This window comes from Enterobacter sp. BNK-16 (assembly GCF_048684955.1).
Classification (GTDB): domain Bacteria; phylum Pseudomonadota; class Gammaproteobacteria; order Enterobacterales; family Enterobacteriaceae; genus Enterobacter; species Enterobacter bugandensis.
Genome location: NZ_JBLQTQ010000001.1, coordinates 505,873 through 522,880, shown reverse-complemented (window position 1 = coordinate 522,880; position 17,008 = coordinate 505,873). Strand labels below are relative to the sequence as shown.

14 protein-coding genes, 1 other RNA gene and 1 pseudogene are annotated in these 17,008 nt (G+C 54.7%); 6 read left to right on the top strand and 10 right to left on the bottom strand.

The window, feature by feature from the left end:
- Window positions 1–31 precede the first annotated feature (31 nt).
- The 8 genes from ACMGGH_RS02485 to kbaZ all read right to left on the bottom strand — a co-directional run bounded on the left by ACMGGH_RS02485 (window position 32) and on the right by kbaZ (window position 8,157).
- The gene (locus ACMGGH_RS02485) at window positions 32–1,921 is read right to left on the bottom strand and encodes an enterotoxin (protein WP_232948994.1); all 1,890 of its coding nucleotides are present in this window, start codon (window positions 1,919–1,921) and stop codon (window positions 32–34) included.
- A gap of 19 nt (window positions 1,922–1,940) precedes the next feature.
- On the bottom strand, window positions 1,941–2,813 hold the full coding sequence (gene kbaY / locus ACMGGH_RS02480; RefSeq protein ID WP_063155282.1) for a tagatose-bisphosphate aldolase subunit KbaY: 873 nt from the start codon (window positions 2,811–2,813) through the stop codon (window positions 1,941–1,943).
- Between the two features lie 12 nt (window positions 2,814–2,825).
- A complete protein-coding gene (locus tag ACMGGH_RS02475) occupies window positions 2,826–3,971 on the bottom strand; it encodes an SIS domain-containing protein (protein ID WP_232948993.1) in 1,146 nt (381 codons plus the stop codon).
- 276 nt (window positions 3,972–4,247) lie between these two features.
- Window positions 4,248–4,682 carry a PTS galactosamine/N-acetylgalactosamine transporter subunit IIA gene (gene agaF, locus ACMGGH_RS02470; RefSeq protein ID WP_047367065.1) on the bottom strand — a complete coding sequence of 145 codons (435 nt, stop codon included), beginning with the start codon at window positions 4,680–4,682 and terminating at the stop codon, window positions 4,248–4,250.
- Between the two features lie 16 nt (window positions 4,683–4,698).
- A complete protein-coding gene (agaE, locus tag ACMGGH_RS02465) occupies window positions 4,699–5,577 on the bottom strand; it encodes a PTS N-acetylgalactosamine transporter subunit IID (protein WP_047367066.1) in 879 nt (292 codons plus the stop codon).
- Window positions 5,567–6,346 (bottom strand): PTS N-acetylgalactosamine transporter subunit IIC, encoded by a 780-nt coding sequence (gene agaW / locus ACMGGH_RS02460; RefSeq protein ID WP_028014525.1) that lies wholly within the window; start codon window positions 6,344–6,346, stop codon window positions 5,567–5,569. The genes agaE and agaW overlap by 11 nt, the downstream gene beginning before the upstream one ends.
- Window positions 6,347–6,356: 10 nt before the next feature.
- Window positions 6,357–6,830 carry a PTS N-acetylgalactosamine transporter subunit IIB gene (gene agaV / locus ACMGGH_RS02455; RefSeq protein WP_061096976.1) on the bottom strand — a complete coding sequence of 158 codons (474 nt, stop codon included), beginning with the start codon at window positions 6,828–6,830 and terminating at the stop codon, window positions 6,357–6,359.
- A gap of 19 nt (window positions 6,831–6,849) precedes the next feature.
- Window positions 6,850–8,157, bottom strand: coding sequence for a tagatose-bisphosphate aldolase subunit KbaZ (gene kbaZ, locus ACMGGH_RS02450; RefSeq protein WP_232948992.1), 1,308 nt, complete (start codon window positions 8,155–8,157; stop codon window positions 6,850–6,852).
- 239 nt (window positions 8,158–8,396) lie between these two features.
- Between kbaZ and ACMGGH_RS02445 the strand changes: the two genes are divergently transcribed.
- Entirely contained in the window at window positions 8,397–9,200 is an 804-nt protein-coding gene (locus tag ACMGGH_RS02445; protein WP_126300132.1) for a DeoR family transcriptional regulator, read from the top strand.
- A gap of 47 nt (window positions 9,201–9,247) precedes the next feature.
- Here ACMGGH_RS02445 and garD read toward each other — a convergent pair whose 3' ends face one another.
- Window positions 9,248–10,819 carry a galactarate dehydratase gene (gene garD, locus ACMGGH_RS02440; protein ID WP_232948991.1) on the bottom strand — a complete coding sequence of 524 codons (1,572 nt, stop codon included), beginning with the start codon at window positions 10,817–10,819 and terminating at the stop codon, window positions 9,248–9,250.
- Between the two features lie 358 nt (window positions 10,820–11,177).
- On the opposite strand from garD, the gene garL reads away from it, so the two are divergent.
- The 3 genes from garL (at window position 11,178) to rnpB (ending at window position 13,296) form a co-directional block, all read left to right on the top strand.
- Entirely contained in the window at window positions 11,178–11,948 is a 771-nt protein-coding gene (garL, locus tag ACMGGH_RS02435) for a 2-dehydro-3-deoxyglucarate aldolase (RefSeq protein WP_192978559.1), read from the top strand.
- A gap of 21 nt (window positions 11,949–11,969) precedes the next feature.
- Window positions 11,970–12,860, top strand: a complete 891-nt coding sequence (garR, locus tag ACMGGH_RS02430; RefSeq protein ID WP_232948990.1) for a 2-hydroxy-3-oxopropionate reductase — start codon at window positions 11,970–11,972, stop codon at window positions 12,858–12,860.
- A gap of 59 nt (window positions 12,861–12,919) precedes the next feature.
- Window positions 12,920–13,296, top strand: an RNA gene (gene rnpB, locus ACMGGH_RS02425) — RNase P RNA component class A.
- 647 nt (window positions 13,297–13,943) lie between these two features.
- Here the strand turns inward: rnpB and ACMGGH_RS02420 are convergent.
- Window positions 13,944–15,089, bottom strand: a pseudogene (locus tag ACMGGH_RS02420) (IS3 family transposase).
- A gap of 140 nt (window positions 15,090–15,229) precedes the next feature.
- Between ACMGGH_RS02420 and ACMGGH_RS02415 the strand changes: the two are divergent.
- Complete coding sequence (locus ACMGGH_RS02415; protein ID WP_232948989.1) at window positions 15,230–16,756, top strand: S-type pyocin domain-containing protein; 1,527 nt, start codon at window positions 15,230–15,232, stop codon at window positions 16,754–16,756.
- Window positions 16,753–17,007 carry a DUF7683 domain-containing protein gene (locus ACMGGH_RS02410; protein WP_232948988.1) on the top strand — a complete coding sequence of 85 codons (255 nt, stop codon included), beginning with the start codon at window positions 16,753–16,755 and terminating at the stop codon, window positions 17,005–17,007. The genes ACMGGH_RS02415 and ACMGGH_RS02410 overlap by 4 nt, the downstream gene beginning before the upstream one ends.
- The last annotated feature ends 1 nt before the right edge of the window (window position 17,008 follow it).

The window sequence follows — 17,008 nt, the reverse complement described above, 5'->3', positions numbered from 1 at the left end:
CCTTACCCGGCCTACAGATTTATTTACTCTTCTATTTCCCAGGCATCGCCTCAAATACCAGCGTTTCCAGTGGCTGCAGCGTAATCACCACCGCATTTTTGTACTCCTCAGGTACGGTTGAATTACTGCCGTACACCGCTTTGAGACTAAACTTCGCCGCGTCTCCCGTCGGGATTTCGAACTCTTTCGCTAAATCAAGATAGTAGCTTTGCGGCTTGTCCAAGGGGTTACGCAAGCCGAGTATGGCTTTCTCTTTACTCCACGAAGCCCAGCCGTAAACCTGCAGCGCCGTCGGGTCTCCGCCAATCCAGTGCGTATCCACCAGCACGCTGGCATTGTCACGCGACCATTTTGCGGCCTGCGCCAGCGTATCCCACTTCGCCTTGTTCAGCATTGAAGGGGTGATATACAGTTCCTGCAACTGGGTGCCGGTGGCGAAGTAGCTCCAGACCTGATCGGCAAAATCACTGTCCGTTTGCACCTTCTCCAGCCCGTAATAGGCATTCTCAGCGCTGACAATGCCGTGATACATCAGCGAGTTCAGCGGAAACAGCGGGCCTTTGCGCACAATGGAGCGGTACGTTTCGGCATCGCGGTAGGTCATCCACTGCTGCACCGGCGTGCCCGGACCGTACAGGTTGATGTCATCACCCTGACGCCAGATGGAATCCGCATAGAACAGCCAGGACGGACTGGCGTTGGTGCCGGTCGTCAGGTTGATAAACAGATTCGGGTTGGCGCTGCGCATGTTATGCAGCAGAGCAATGGAGGCGTCAAAATCCGAGGCGAACGGGCTGCCCGGGATATGCGCGTTGGCATTACCCATCCCGTCCAGCTTGAACGAGGTAATGTGCTCGTTTTTGATAAGCTTAACGATCTGCTCATTGAAGTTTTTAAAGTAGTTAGGCCCTGACAGGGCCAGCTTCCCGTCGACGGTTTCGAACCCATACTCTTTTGCATGCGAGACGCGAACGTCGCGCGGTTTGTTGTAGCCTCCCCACGGTGAGAGCCACAGTCCGACCGAGCTGTGCAGGCTGTCGGCTTTTTCACGTACCTTGCCAAAACCGTTGCCGAATGCCGGGCCAAACAGCCAGCGCCCGGTCAGGTCGTCCCAGCCATCGTCCAGCAGGAAGGCGTCCAGCGCCACGCCACGTCCGGCGATAAATTCCTTATTCCATTCATCCATCCGCCCCAGCACGTCCTGTTCGGAATAGGGGGTAAAGAAGCCAATATCCATCCAGCTGTTGTAGTGCAGGTAGGGCTTATACGGACGCGGACGCACGGCATTAATAAACTGGTTTACGCTGCGGCGCAGCTGGCTGGTTTCCGGGAAAGTGCCGAAGTAGGTGGTATAGCTGACCGGCGTTGCGGGCTGAATCGGCGTTTTTAACTCTACGTTGAGGTTGGTCGTCGCTTCATAGGCGTAGGTGTTAACGATGGGCTTGTCCGGGAGAATAAAGAACGAGTCCGCGACAATCGGCGAGCTGTTGATCGCCCCGTCAACATAAGGTGCCTGCGTCTGTTTTTTCGTCGGGAAGAAGGTGATTTTTGCCACGTTACGCGGCTGGCCTACCGCCGCGAGGGTGTAATCGATGCTGGCGTATTTATCTTTCACCAGGTTGAGCTTTACCGTCACGTTAAAATCCGGACGCGAAAAGTCGATGACAATGGCGCTGTCCTGCTTTTCGACGTGCTTGATTTTGAAATCAGCGGTGTGGATTTTGGTTTCGTCCGGCAGCGTCAGAAAGAACAATTCCTGCGGGGTGATGGGGTGGTCGGCCTTTTTGTCAGTTACCACCACCGTTGAATTGGCGTCATCAAAGGACAGGGCAATCTTGTCGTTAGTGAGCGTGTAGTTCGCTGCCATCGCGCCATGGGAAACGCACAGGGCAAGCATTGAGAGGGTGAGCACTTTTTTCATTAAAGTAAGATCCTCTTAGTTATGCTTCTGCCGGAAGACGCAGACGGTTAGCCGAACCGCAAACGGCGATTTTGCTTCGGACCACCTCTTTCATGGCGTCCATCCCAACGCGCATGTAGAAGCGCGGATCGTTGCCCTGCGGGTTCTCGGCAAACCAGGCTTTGACCGCATCAGAGAAGGCGATTTTCAACTCGGTTGCGACATTAACTTTGCACACGCCCAGTTCAATAGTGCGGCGCACATCATCATCCGGAACATCGCTCGCACCGTGCAGCACCAGCGGAACCGCTACCACCTCGCGGATCTCAGCCAGGCGCTGGAAGTCAATTTTGGGGCGTTTGGTATAGAGGCCGTGCGCAGTGCCGATGGCAACGGCGAGGCTGTCCACGCCGGTCAGCTCAACGAAGCGTTTCGCCTCCTGCGGGTCGGTCAGGAATGCGCTTTCGGCGTCGACGCTCATGTCATCTTCAACACCCCCCAGACGGCCCAGTTCCGCCTCAACGCTACAGTCGTTGAGGTGGCAAAAATCGACCACCGATTTCACCAGCTTCACGTTTTCTTCAAAGGGATAGTGGCTACCGTCGATCATTGCGCTGCGTACGCCGGCATGTACCTTGCGACGAATGTCATCCAGCGATTCGTGATGATCGAGATGCAGCGCCAGCGGCATGTCGTAGCTGAGGGAGTACGCGCTGCACAGAGCGTAGATCTCCTCCAGCGCAATGTGTTTAAAAGTACCCGGCGTCCCGGCGAGGATCACCGGCGATCGCATTTCGCTGCACACTTCGAGGATCGCCTGGATCGTCTCGGCGTTATGGATGTTAAAGGCCGGAACGGCATAGCCCTTTGTCTGCGCGTCCTGCAAAAGATATTTGGTCGAAATAATACTCATAATACGATCCTCTTAAGCCTGCCACGGATGAATAACCACGCCCTGTACCACACGGTTGACCGTTCCGCTGGCGGATGGTGTGTCCGGCGTGTTGCCAACATGCAGAGACTGGGTTAGCGCAAAGACCTGGGCGTATATCAGGAAGCAGAACGCCTGCTCCATATCGTTGAATGGACGGGAAGGCGGCAGCAGGATATGCGGCCCCGCTTCAATGGCTGGATCGTTTTCGGCGGCGATGGCGACCACGCGCATGGCCTGACGATCGCGGCGCAGCTCGGCCAGCAGATCCAGATCGTACTGACGTGTATACGGATGGCTTGAGATAAACACCACCACCAGCGTTTCGTTATCCACCAGTGACTTAGGCCCATGACGAAAGCCCGTTGGTGAATCGTAGAACGCCGCCAGCTTGCCCGCGGTCAGCTCCAGCACCTTCAGCGCAGACTCGCGCGCCGCGCCCTGCAGACCGCCGCTTCCCAGATACACAACGCGTTTCCACGGTTCGTTGCCAAAGACGCCCTGGCTGAAATCCCCGAGCAAGGTGAGGATCGCCTGGCAGCGATCGGCTACGTCCCGGAAGCTTTGGCTGCCGATCGTCTCTGGTGCGAATACGGCCAGACAGCTCGCCATCATGGTGGTAATGCTGCTGGTCATCGCGAACCCGCGATCGTGCGTTTCGGCTGGCATCAGCAGGGCAAAGGCGTTATCGCTCTCGACGGCGTTCTGGTACAGGCTTCCCGCCTCGTTGCAGGTGATCGACAGGTGGTAGCACTCGGGCACGAACCGGTTCGCCAGCTCAACGGCGGCGACGCTCTCTGGACTGTTGCCGGAGCGGGCAAAAGAGACCAGCAGCAGAGGGTGTGCCGGGGTGAAGTAATCCATCGGGTTGGTGACCAGATCGGTTGTCGGTATGGCGGAGACGTTTTTACCGGTGTGGCTCGCAAGCCAGGGGGCAATTATCTCGCCAATAAACGCGGAGGTGCCCGCGCCGGTGAGGACGATCCGCAGGTCTCGCTTACGCAGCAGCGGCGTCAGGAAACCGTCAATCGAGGTGCGCAGATTATCGATGTTGTTGAGTGAGCGGATCCAGCAGGCAGGCTGCTGGCGGATCTCTTTTTCGGTCCAGGTGCCGGTTGTGGCGGCGGTGGTTTGTTGCATAACTCAGTCCTTAGTCTTGTGAATTCCACATCAGACGCTGGCAAACGTGTCGCTATCTTTCGTTTCGTTTCACTTATTCACATTAGCAGTTAAAGAAAATCTATAGGAAAGAAATCGAAAGTTCAATAATGGAAAGGGAATAAAACGAAAAGTGTGATCGTGAAAGGAAAGGGTAAAACCAAGGAAAGGAAAAGAAAGGCCTTACGATCTGATGCCGTAAGGCCGCCGGGACACGCAATGTAAACTACGAAGGTGAACGCTGTGAAAGTAACCGGATCATATTCCTTCCTCTACGGGGGCTTCCTCGCGACAGCGACCAAGCTCATCCACCAGGCTGGTCAGTCCGCGGTGGCCGCACTCAAGCGCCTGCAGACGAAACGCTTCGCTACTTAATCCGTCACGTTCCAGCACCATTTCCAGCAAAAGCTGCAGGTTGGTGCCGGTAATCACTTCGCTACCCGGTCTTTGCATCGCGAGCGTCGAGGCCACGCGAAACGGCGTGCCGCCGAGAAGGTCGGTGAGGAAAATAATATCCTGCTCTGGGTCCAGCTCACTCACCGCCTGCTCAAGCTGAGCGGTCAGCCTGGCAGTGGTGGAATTTTCCGGAAAATCGATGGCGATAAACTGCGGCTGCTCGCCAAGGATCTGCCTCATCGCCTGTTCAAGCCCGCTGGCAAAGCCGCCGTGACCCGTCAAAATTATGCCTAACATCGCAACCTCTTTGCTTTTACAGGAAGTGACAGAATTTACCGACAACGCCCAGCACCACGGTGATACCGATCAGCCGCAGCGGGCTCCAGCCGCGGCGCACCAGCCAGAACATGGTCAAGGTGTAGACCAGCGGCAGGAACGCGGGCATCAGCTTGTCGATCACGTCGGTTTGCAGTTTAACGACCGCATCACCCGCCTTGATTTCAAGCGTCGTATTGAGTCGGACGTAGGTCGCCACCAGCGCGCCGATCACCGTCATCCCGACAATTGAGGCCGCGTGGCCGACCTTTTTGGTGTTGGCTTTGATCAGCGGAATGGCGGCAACGCCCATTCGGTATGCGTAGTGCGCCAGGCCAAAGCGCAGGCCGAGATGCACCACGTTGAACAGCACGATAAAAACTACCGCGCCAAGAATGGAGCCTTGCAGCGCCAGGCTGGCACCAATACCGCCGCAGATGGGTAACAGGGTCAGCCAGAACATGGCGTCACCAATGCCTCCGAGCGGGGCTCCGACCGCAATTTTGGTGCTCTGAATGCTGTTTACATCCTGCTTGGAACGCTCCATTGCCAGAATAATGCCGATAACGAAGGTCACCAGAAACGGGTGGGTGTTAAAGAAGCCCATATGACCTTTCATCGCCCGCGCCAGGTCCCGCTTATTAGTGTGGATCTTTTTCAGCGCGGGCAGCAGCCCGTACAGCCAGCCGGAGGCCTGCATACGTTCATAGTTAAACGAGGCCTGCAGCAGCATGGAGCGCCAGGCCACGCGGTTAATGTCTTTTTTGGTCAGCTCCGCGCCAATGGTCTGGTCTTCATAGACGTTTTCATTCACGCCGCTCAGCAGCGTCTCTTCACTGACAGACGCGCCTGGCAGGGTGGTTTGATTAGATGCCATCTTCAAATTCCTCTTTCTGGGCCGCGGGCGCCGTCGGTTCAGGCGATTTACGCAGCAGGTCGATCAGCGCCATCGCCAGCGCCGCTGCGGCAATCGCCAGTACCGGAAGCTTCAGCCAGGCCGCGGCGACAAAACCGATAATGAAATAAGGGATGTAAACGTTTTTCATCATGATCTTCAGCAGCACGGCGAAGCCGATCGCTGGCATGATGCCGCCCGCGACGCCGAGACCGTCAATCAGACGTTCCGGCAGGATAGCAATGGCGGTTTTCGCGTGTTCAGCGCCAAAGTAGATGGGCAGAAACGCGCACAGGAAATAAAAAATGCCGAGCGCCAGCAGCGCCAGATAGTTGACTCGCTCTATGCCGTCGGTGTCCGCGTTGGCCGCCATGCGATCGCAGCGTGACATCACGCCGGACATCACGGAGAAGAGGAAGGTGATACCCATCTGCACCGCCACGGCAAACGGCACCGCGACCCCAACGGCGACATCCGGCTTCACGCCCGTGGTGATGGCAAACGTGGTGCCGACGATGGTGCCGATAATCACGTTTGGCGGCTGCGCGCCCGCCAGCGGCGCCAGACCCATCCAGACCAGCTCTAAGGTACCGCCGGTCAGGATCCCGGTATGCAGATCGCCCAGTATCAGGCCGACCAGAGGACCAAGCACCACCGGGCGGTGCATGTGTGTTAAGCCGTTAAACATATCCAGGCCCGCGATAAAGGCAAGAAGCCCCAGCGCGAATGCCTGCAACAGACTGATTTCCATTGTGAATCCCTCAAAGCAGTTTAAAGAGATCCAAAGCGGTCTCTGTTGGGACGCCCTGAACAAAGCATTCCACCCCGGCCGCTTTCAGGCCGTTGAACGCAGCGATATCGTTCGCGTCGACAGAGACCGTTTTGGCAATTTGCTGTTTGCCACTGGCGTAGTGCATGTTTCCGACATTGATACGGGTGATGGGCACGCCGCCTTCAACCAGCTTCAGAAAATCGGCGGGTGATTTGCAGACCAGCAGGATTTTCTGGCGGTCAGCGGCGCGGTGAATATTGTCGATCGTTTTTTGCAGCGACCAGAAACGCACGGCGATCCCTTCCGCGAGCACCATTTCCATCAGGTTTTGTTGAACCGGATCGTCTGCAACCTCGTCATTTGCCACCAGCACCAGGTTTGCCCCCGCAAACCCCACCCACTGCACGCCCACCTGTCCGTGGATCAGGCGTTCATCAATGCGGCATAAGACAATGTTTGGCATAGCGTTTTCCTCTTTTTAATTATGCGTGTGGAGTCGTTACGCCTTCGCAGGCGGCATGGTACTGCTGGAGTATGTCCTGAATGTGGTCAATGATGAGTTCCCGCGGCGTTGACTTGAGAGCGCCCTCGCGAACTTTGCTGTACTGCAACGGCAAATACTGGCTGATAAGCGGCAGCGGAATAGGTTCGTCTGCCAGATTGCGCACCAGTCGTTCAAAGGCATCGTCAATCCGGCTGTCCGGCCAGTAATAGCGCACGCGGTCGGAGTAGCTGTAGCCGCGGGCCAGGCGTCGGGCGTTGCCGTCACCGTGATAGTGGCTTTGCCAGTATTCCGGGCGATCGAGCATCACGTTTTCCAGAACGTGACGCAGGCCCGAGCTGGCTTTCGCCGGCAGCAGTTCTTCTTCAATGGCGGCCAGTGAGAACAGCGCTTCACGCAGGGCAAAGGTCAGGGCAGGGCCGACTTTTAAAATAGCGAAGTGATCGTTCACCAGCTGGCGCAGCGCCTGTTGCGTCTGGTAATCGGTAGAGTGTGCTTCAAATACCAGCGTGTCGTAGGCTTCAACCATTTTGCTCAGCGCGACGGCTTTATGTGGCTGATAGTCACAAACGTGCGCATGGTCGAACTCAACGCCGGGCTGTACCACCAGGCCAATAATGCGCGGCCAGATGTCGCTTAACCCTTCCTTCTCGAATGCGTGGCGGTGTGCCTCAAGCGTGGCGCGCGCCGCCTCTGGCGTCGTGACCTCAAGCTCGGTCAGCGTTTCATGCGCGCCGCCGGGAACCGGAACTTCCGTGCCGATAACGTAGACCAGATCGGCTACACCAAATTGCTCAAGACAGGTTGTTTCGGCAATTTTTGCCAGACGCGCGGCGCGCCCGGCAACGATCGCATCGGTTAAAGGAACCGGATCGTCTTCACAGGACATGCTGCAATCGAGGTGAATTTTTTTAAATCCGGCTGCCACGTAGTGCCTGATCAGATCCTCGGCGTTCGCCATCGCCTGCAAAGCCGGCAGGTTTTGCCAGCGGTTGGGTCCTAAATGATCGCCGCCGAGGATCAGCTGTGACGTCGGGAAACCAAGCGAGTCCGCCAACTGGCAGACAAACCCGTGAAAGTCGGCGGGCGTCATGCCGGTATAGCCGCCAAACTGATCCACCTGGTTTGAGGTGGCTTCAATCAGCAGTGGCGTTTGGCGTGAATGGGCGTAACGAATGGCAGCTTCAAGTACCAGTGGATGTGCGGAACAGACGGCATAAATCCCGTTTGCATTCCCCCGTTTATGTTGTTCCACCATTTCTGTCAGATGTTTCACTTTCCTCTCCATTTCGGATGGTAATGATTTTTATCTTTCGTTTTGTTTCATTTAATCCTGCATTATGGCGGTGTAAAAATAAAACGAAAGATAATGGTTTTCCGATCTGTTTCACAAAAGAAACACAATGAAAGGTTTCAGCTGTTCACAGGCTTGCGTATGTCCTCCAGACAGCGCTTGCATTCGCTAAAAAGAAAGGCGTTAATAGACAAAACGAAATGAAATGAAAGTTTATTGATTAAGGATCTCGTATGAGCAGCAGCGATTCATCCGCAGAGAAGCGCATCACCGGCACCAGTGAAAGGCGGGAGCAGATCATTCAGCGGTTGCGGGCGCAGGGAAGCGTGCAGGTTAACGATCTGTCTCATCTGTACGGCGTATCGACGGTGACGATCCGTAACGATCTGGCGTTTCTGGAAAAGCAGGGCATCGCCGTTCGTGCCTACGGCGGGGCGCTGATCTGCGAAGGGAATGCGCCTGGCATCGAGCCTTCCGTTGAGGATAAAAGCTCGCTCAATACGGCGGTGAAGCGCAGCATCGCTCAGGCCGCCGCCGCGCTGGTGAAGCCGGGGCACCGCATTATTCTGGATTCCGGCACCACGACTTTTGAGATCGCTCGTATGCTGCGCCAGCACACGGATGTCATTGCGATGACTAACGGGATGAACGTGGCGAATGCGTTGCTGGAAGCTGAAGGGGTAGAGCTGCTGATGACCGGCGGGCACTTGCGGCGTCAGTCGCAGTCCTTCTACGGCGACCAGGCGGAACAGTCCTTACAGAATTATCACTTTGATCTGCTGTTCCTGGGCGTCGACGCTATCGATCTCGATCGCGGTGTGAGCACGCACAACGAGGATGAAGCACGCCTGAACCGCAAAATGTGCGAGGTGGCAGAGCGTATTATTGTCGTGACCGACTCCAGCAAGTTTAACCGCTCAAGCCTGCATAAAATCATTGATACGCAAAGGATTGATATGATTATCGTTGATGAAGATATTCCGGCGGAGAGTCTGGAAGGATTACGGAAAAGCGGGATTGAGGTGGTGTTGGTTTAAGATTTTTTACCCTCTCCCCTATGGGGAGAGGGAAGGCTGAGGGGCCATCACGTCACCGGTGCCGGGTTAAACACCGCCAGCTGGTTATGCAATCCCCACTGGTCCGAGAAAGTTTTCTTCCTCCCGCTCGCTACGTCCAGAATAAAATGGAACAGTTTCCAGCCCACGTCCTCAATACTCTCTTCCCCGGTGGCGATGGTGCCCGCGTTGATATCCATTAAGTCATACCAACGGTTTGCCAGCTCGGTGCGCGTCGCCATCTTGATCACCGGGACCGCCATCAGCCCGTACGGCGTGCCGCGCCCGGTGGTAAAGACCTGCACTGTAATACCGGAGGCCACCTGCTGGGTGCCGCACACAAAATCGCTGGCAGGTGTCGCCGCATAAATAAGGCCGCGCCTGGTTGGCCGTTGGCCCGGAGAGAGCACTTCCACAATCGCGCTCTGGCCGGATTTGGCAATCGAACCGAGGGCTTTTTCCACCACGTTCGCCAGGCCGCCTTTCTTGTTGCCCGGCGAAGGGTTGGCGCTGCGGTCGGTTTTGCCCATATCGAGATAGCTATCGTACCAGGCCATTTCCTCCAGCAGGCGCCTGCCGACCTCTTCATTAACGGCGCGCGGCGTCAGCAGGTGGATGGCGTCACGGACTTCGGTCACCTCGGAGAACATCACCGTGGCGCCGCAGCGAACGAGCAGATCGGACGCATAGCCCACCGCCGGGTTGGCCGTTACGCCGGAGAAGGCATCGCTGCCGCCGCACTGGGTTCCGACCACCAGCTCCGATGCCGGGCACGTTTCGCGCTGGCGGCGGTTGAGCTTGTCCAGATGTCGCTCTGCCACCTGAAGAATATCGTCGACCATTGAACGAAAACCAACGTGGCGCTCGTCCTGCAGGCGCACGATGCTGGCCCCGTCTGCCGGGATGGCTTTGACATCCTCGGTGCCCTGAAGCAGGCGCTCTGGCTGCAATTTTTCACAGCCGAGGCCAATGACCATCACCTCGCCGCCAAAGTTCGGATTCAGGGCGATATTGTGGATAGTACGGATCGGCACGACCGCCGCGGGCGCGTTGATCGCTACGCCGCAGCCGTACAGATGGTTAAGACCCACCACGCCGTCGACGTTCGGGTACTTTGGCAGCAGATCGCGTTCTATGATTTTCACCACGTAATCCACCACGCCCGCCACGCAGTGCACGCTGGTGGTAATGCCGAGCAGGTTTTTGGTGCCGACGCTACCGTCCGCATTGCGGTAGCCTTCAAAGGTATAGCCCTCCAGCGGCGGCAAAGCTTCAGGAACGCGGGTCGCCAACGGAAGCGTATTCAGCGGCGGTGCTTCTGGCAGCGCCACCAGCGACTCCTCAATCCAGCTACCCTGCGGGATAGCGCTTACCGCATAGCCGATGACTTCGCCGTAGCGTACGATTTCACCGTGGGCAGGAATATCGACCAACGCGACCTTGTGCCCCTGCGGAATATGCTCAACCAGCTCCAGCCCGTCCGGGAAGCGGGTGCCTGCTTTTAAGCCATTGTCGTTGACAATAATCGCCACGTTATCCGTATCGTGAACCTTAATATAAAACGCCGTCGGGGGTGCCTCTCTAATTGCAATATCGGTCATTATTCACTCTTCTCCGGCAAAGTTTCAGCTATGAAAAATAACTCGTTGGATAATCGTTTTCTTAACGTAAAAATAAAGCATGTCAGGAGAAGAAAAGTGAAAATGTGATCGCGATCGTTTCAGGCGGACTAATCCTTGATTCTGTGCATTAGCGCCCACTGCTTTGTGCATATGCTCAAAATAGCGTTGAGATGTAGCGCAATACTTGAGCATCAAAACAATGTGCTGACGTGTAGAGCCGATTATACTGAATGACGATTTTATAACGCCACCATTCAGTCAGAGAAATAAATATAAAGAATCTGTTCTGGAATAAATATTACTGGCTAAAACAGCGGAATTAAAAAAGGGTTAAGTGATGAATAACGATATCTTCCCGAATAAGTTTAAAGCTGCCCTCGCGGCGCACCAGATTCAGATTGGCTGTTGGTCCGCGCTGGCAAACCCTATCAGCACCGAAGTGTTAGGCCTGGTCGGATTCGACTGGCTGGTGCTGGACGGCGAACACGCGCCGAACGATATCAGCACCTTTATTCCGCAGCTGATGGCGCTGAAAGGTAGCCCCAGCACTCCGGTGGTGCGCGTGCCAACTAACGAGCCGGTGATTATCAAGCGTCTGCTGGATATCGGTTTCTACAATTTCCTGATCCCGTTTGTGGAAACGGAAGAACAGGCGGCGCTGGCCGTGGCCTCAACGCGCTATCCGCCGGAAGGGATCCGCGGCGTCTCGGTATCGCACCGCGCCAACATGTTTGGCACCGTGCCGGACTATTTCGCCCAGTCCAATAGCAACATCACTATTCTGGTTCAGATTGAAAGCCAGCAGGGTGTTGATAACGTCGATGCGATTGCAGCCACAGACGGCGTGGACGGTATCTTCGTCGGTCCAAGCGATCTGGCTGCGGCGTTTGGGCATCTGGGCAACGCCAGCCACCCGGACGTACAGCGCGCAATCCAGCACATCTTTGCCCGCGCCAAAGCGCACGGCAAACCGTGCGGCATTCTGGCGCCGGTTGAAGCCGATGCCCGCCGCTACCTGGAGTGGGGAGCCACGTTCGTTGCCGTCGGCAGCGACCTCGGCGTGTTCCGCTCAGCGACGCAGAAATTAGCGGACGCTTTTAAAAAATAACCATCATTGAGGAAACAGATTATGACGCTGAAAGTGGGTTTTATTGGTCTTGGGATCATGGGTAAACCAATGAGTAAGAACCTGATTAAAGCGGGTTACTCACTGGTGGTATCCGATCACAATCCACAGTCTGTGGCTGAGGTGATGGCGGCGGGCGCGGAAACAGCTGCTACCCCTAAAGCCATTGCTGAGCAGTGCGATGTCATCATCACCATGCTGCCAAATTCCCCTCACGTCAAAGAGGCCGCGCTTGGGGAGAACGGCATCATCGAGGGTGCGAAGCCGGGCCTGGTGCTGATTGACATGAGCTCTATCGCCCCGCTCGCAAGCCGTGAAATCAGCGAGGCGTTAAAAGCGAAGGGCGTAGAGATGCTGGATGCGCCCGTCAGCGGCGGCGAGCCGAAAGCCATCGACGGTACCCTGTCGGTGATGGTGGGCGGCGATAAGGCCGTGTTCGACAAATACTATGACCTGATGAAGGCGATGGCGGGCTCCGTAGTGCATACCGGAGACATTGGCGCGGGCAACGTTACCAAGCTCGCGAACCAGGTGATTGTGGCGCTGAACATTGCCGCCATGTCTGAGGCGCTGACGCTGGCAACCAAGGCGGGCGTCAATCCGGACCTGGTTTATCAGGCAATCCGTGGCGGTCTGGCGGGCAGTACGGTGCTGGATGCCAAAGCGCCGATGGTGATGGATCGTAATTTCAAACCCGGTTTCCGCATTGATCTGCACATCAAAGATCTGGCGAACGCGCTGGATACGTCTCACGGCGTGGGTGCACAGCTGCCGCTGACCGCTGCGGTTATGGAGATGATGCAGGCGCTGCGGGCGGATGGCCTGGGAACGGCCGATCACAGCGCGATTGCGTGCTACTACGAAAAACTGGCGAAGGTGGAAGTGGCGCGTTAATAGCATCTTGCCCGCACCTGAGGGTGACAGCGGCGCGCAAACCCTCTATACTGCGCGCCGAAGCTGACCAGACAGTCGCCGCTTCGTCGTCGTCCCTTTCGGGGGAGACGGGCGGAGGGGAGGAAAGTCCGGGCTCCATAGGGCAGGGTGCCAGGTAACGCCTGGGGGGGAAACCCACGACCAGTGCAACAGAGAGCAAACCGCCGATGGCCCGCGCAAGCGGGATCAGGTAAGGGTGAAAGGGTGCGGTAAGAGCGCACCGCGCGGCTGGTAACAGTCCGTGGCACGGTAAACTCCACCCGGAGCAAGGCCAAATAGGGGTTCACATGGTACGGCCCGTACTGAACCCGGGTAGGCTGCTTGAGCCAGTGAGCGATTGCTGGCCTAGATGAATGACTGTCCACGACAGAACCCGGCTTATCGGTCAGCTTCAACTTCTTTTAAAACAATACGTTGGTGTGTCTCAGGCTTTCTAAGGCAAAACTGTGACACAGACTGTGATACAGACGAGGCACACCAACGGCTGTTCCATCCCGAATATCCTAAAGCGTGGCAACCGCTACTGCTTTCATTTCAGACTACCTTCAGGCGGTTTGTTCCGCGTGTCTCTGGGCTGCGATTCAGCCAGCAGAGCAAGATTTATATCTTCCCGTCTCTCTATATTCATTTCTTTTGTAAAATTGTCCAAAATGGAGCCAGCCCAATTATTGGACATAGTGCAGAAAATGAAGAAGTTAGAACAAGACGATATTGATAGTTATATGCTCAAAATTCAGGCGGTTTTTTACGCCGCGGCAAAAAAATTCCCTCAAAAGTGCGTAGTATATTGCGAAAGTCAGGTTCTCTGGTTGATGAAAAACGGAATGCGAGAGATTTCGGGCAATTGCTTGATTTTACCTTCATACAAGACTATGACCCGTTGACATTGGATTCGGTTATCGAACAACTTGGTAGCCAGTTTGATCTTACGGGCATGGAGGATGAAGTTGATTATTTTGCTTCAGAGTACGATCTCCGCTGGAGACATTACTGCGATGCACATATAGCCTTTCTGGATTAACGACATGAATCGCCACGGATAATCTAGACACTTCTGAGCAGTTGATAATATAGGTTTTCATATTCAACTGGTGGCATCTGCTCGCTCGAACCATGCCGACGCTTACTGTTATAAAACATTTCGATATAATCAAAAATATCGCTTCTGGCTTCGTCTCTCGTTCCGTAGATCTTTTTCTTAATTCGTTCGCGCTTCAGTAGCTGGAAAAAGCTTTCCGCAACCGCGTTGTCGTGGCAGTTGCCTCGACGACTCATGCTGCCTTCCAGACCGTGTGATTTCAGGAACGACTGCCACTCATGGCTCGTGTACTGACTGCCCTGATCAGAGTGAACCAGTACCTGCTTTTGAGGATTACGCCTCCACATCGCCATAAGTAATGCGTTCAGGACAATCTCTTTTGTCATTCGGGGTTGCATTGACCAGCCGATAACTTTTCGGAAGAACAGGTCAACCACCACGGCCAGATAGAACCAGCCTTCGTGGGTTCGGATGTAGGTTATGTCCGTTACCCAACTTTCAACCGGTGCTTCCGGGTTGAACTGCCGCTGGAGCTTGTTGGGCGTCACAATACTGGCTTAACCTTTACGCGTCCGTTGGCTCCGGTATCCGACCTGAGCCTTTATCCCCACGCGTTGCATCAACCGCCAGACTTTGTTTACACCGCATTGTTGCCCGGAATCCCGCAGATCGAGATAGATCTTGCGATAGCCATAAACACAGCCCGACTTCAGCCAGAACTGCTTGATATGCCCCGTCAGCTTCAGGTCGGCATGATACCATCGTGAATGTGGCTGCTTAAGCCAGGCGTAAAACCCACTCGGATGAACATCCAGCACCTAGCAGAGCAGGCGGACAGTCCAGCAACGATTGTTGTTACGGAGAAAGGCGTACCGCAGTCGGACAGCTTTGTGAAGTACACCGCGGCTTTTTTAATATGTCTTGTTCGTCAGTAACCCGCTTTAACTCCTTCAGGAGTCGGCGGATCTCGGCCTGAGCATCTGACTGTTCATTATTAGTGGAAGAATCCGGACCGTACTTTTTTATCCAGGCGTAAAGGTTGTGGGTGGTGATATCGAGACGTGTTGCAACGCTGGAAACTGAATGACCACGATCAATAACCTGTTTGACTGCTTCAATTTTAAACTCTTAGGATAACGCTTACCGCTCATGGGCACCTCTCTTTAAGTCATCTTAAATGACTCTTAGGTGTCTGTTAAACCCGTGGCGATTCACTCTGATACTTGTTGCTCAAGTGGTCATTGTTTGTAAAATAGCCACTGGATGTTTTCCATAACAAGTAGATGGACTTATGACAAGACGCCTGGCAAGGCTTGGGGATGAAACGACGAGTGGCGGATACATTGCTACCGCAACAGCGACAATTATCGAAGAACGCAAAATTGCCCTGCTTGGGGACACTGCGTATTGCCCGCAGGATACCTGCAAAGACTTTTTCGAAATCAATGGTACGGCTCACCACTTCCTGGAAGACAAAGCGTGCGTTGCTACGGGGGACCAGGTTCTTTGTAACTGCAAAATGAACCAGGTGCTGGGTAGTACAACATTATGGGTGGAAGATGCGCCAGAAAATCCTTTCGAAGAACATCAAAAACGGGCGGCAGAATGGCCCATTAACAAAGCGATTGGCGCTGCGGCGGCACTAAGTGCTTTACCTGTCTTTGCAAAATCTTGTCTAAGGGGAGAAGGTTGCACCGACGCAGGGACAGACCAGGAGTCTGTTGATAATTTCGGTCATGCTGGCTACTACCGGACACTTCCTCAAACGGAACAAACAGAATCGGAACCCGTCCAACACGCGCAAGCTGCAAAGAAACACAAACCAGCCGAACCGACTCCACCACCAGAAGATAACCGCCCGTGGTATAAACGCCTTTTCAGTTCCTCGGATGCCCCCAAAGTGGCAGCGACCGCAGGCATGGCAACAGCAAGGGCAGCGACAACTACCGGGATCTCCACTGGTGCAGCGACTGAAGCCGGGTACGCAGCATTGCAGCAAATCGGCGGCACTCTTTCTACTGCTGGTCGCTGGATTGCTCCCAGCCCCCCAACAGTGCTCCTCTTCGGTATGTTCTACTCGCCAAAACTCAACAGTGGCGAACAGGACTACATCGATAAAATGCGCCTTGAGCAGGCCGCACGGAATAAAGAAGATGTTCCGACCCGTGTTCGTTTTCGCTGGGAAGCTGACCAGTTCGGCACCATGAGACCGAAAGGCTTCCACGTCAGCGCCAGAGGCGGACAGGACAAAGTGCCTGTACGTATGCTTCTGAAGAACAGCACCACCGGGAATTATGAGTTCTGGGAGGATGGCGCAGACAAGCCGACAATCGTCTGGACGCCTGACGATCCGGGATTTTCTTCTCCTTCCAATACTGGCAATCAGGATAACGTCTACATTCCTCCGAACGTGCTGGTTTACCCGGAAAGTGAAATCAACAGTCCGTGGTCAACAGTCACTCCTGCACCGGGAGAGCGCCCTTTCCGGGATTATATTCTGGTGCATCCGTTGGGGGCGTTTGAGCCGATTTATGTCTATCTGAATGCGGATCATAAGTATCATGTGGCTCCACGAGGCACACCGCCATTACCCGCATTTCCGGATGCTAAAACGGCTAAGAAAAGAACCCCAGTAAAAGGTGGGGGAACATTACGTTCAAGATGGAAGGATTCTAAAGGGCGTATTTACGAGTGGGATTCACAGCATGGTACAGTTGAAATGTATGATCGATCAGGTCGAAACCATCTCGGGGAGTTTGATCCTGTATCAGGAGAGCAGACCAAGCCAGCGGATCCAACCAGAAGGGTAGAAAAATGACAATTATTTATACTGTCGATGCGTTTGATCGTGTAGATGAACTACTTGTTTTTGAGGTTGAAGTACCTAAAGAAAAACTTCCTGAAGTTAGTGGCGTTATGGGGTGGAGCGAAGAGGACTATAACGATTTTGTTTCTGGGCTTGGGGGGTGGAATCTTACCGAACAAAAAGTTAAGGCCATTGAAGGGATTTTAGGTAAAGAATTCTATCAGGAAAATCTCGACTACCAGATTTCAGGTGGCGAAGTTTGAA